We start from the raw sequence: 516 nt of genomic DNA on the forward strand, positions 1-516 counted from the left end.
AAGATGAACAGATTCGCTTAGCCTCACAGACTAAGGAAATGACCGCCGGAGAAGTCGAGGCGGCCACCCAGCGCGACAAGCTACTCGCGTATGTCTGCGCAAGTTACGGCGTCACGTTGCCGGATATGAAGGCGTCCACGTTGGAGGCGCGCATAAATGATCCTGAGACGCCCGCCCCGCTGCGCGATCTGCTGAATATCCGCCTGTCGTCGACAACATCCAGCACGGCCAAATACAAAACCCTCATTAACAACGCCTCGAGCGATGGACGTCTTCGCGGGCTGTTGCAGTTCTGCGGCGCTGCGCGTACCGGCCGCTGGGCTGGCCGTATGTGGCAACCGCAAAACCTGCCCCGCCCTACCCTGAAGCCTGAAGCGATCAGCGCGGCTATCGGTGCCTTTAAGGGCGGGTACGCCGACCTGGTGATCACTGACATCATGGCGGCCGCGTCGTCGGCGCTTCGTGGCTGTATCGTCGCCCCGGATGGAAAGAAGCTGGTTATCTCCGATCTGTCGA

General features: G+C 60.5%; 1 protein-coding gene. It reads left to right on the forward strand.

The window, feature by feature from the left end; translation table 11 throughout:
- Positions 1–38: 38 nt before the first annotated feature.
- On the forward strand, positions 39–516 hold a 478-nt coding region (locus N1032_RS27935), incomplete at its 3' end, for a DNA polymerase family A protein (RefSeq protein WP_259544000.1).

This window comes from Herbiconiux daphne, assembly GCF_024979295.1.
Taxonomy (GTDB): domain Bacteria; phylum Actinomycetota; class Actinomycetes; order Actinomycetales; family Microbacteriaceae; genus Herbiconiux; species Herbiconiux daphnes.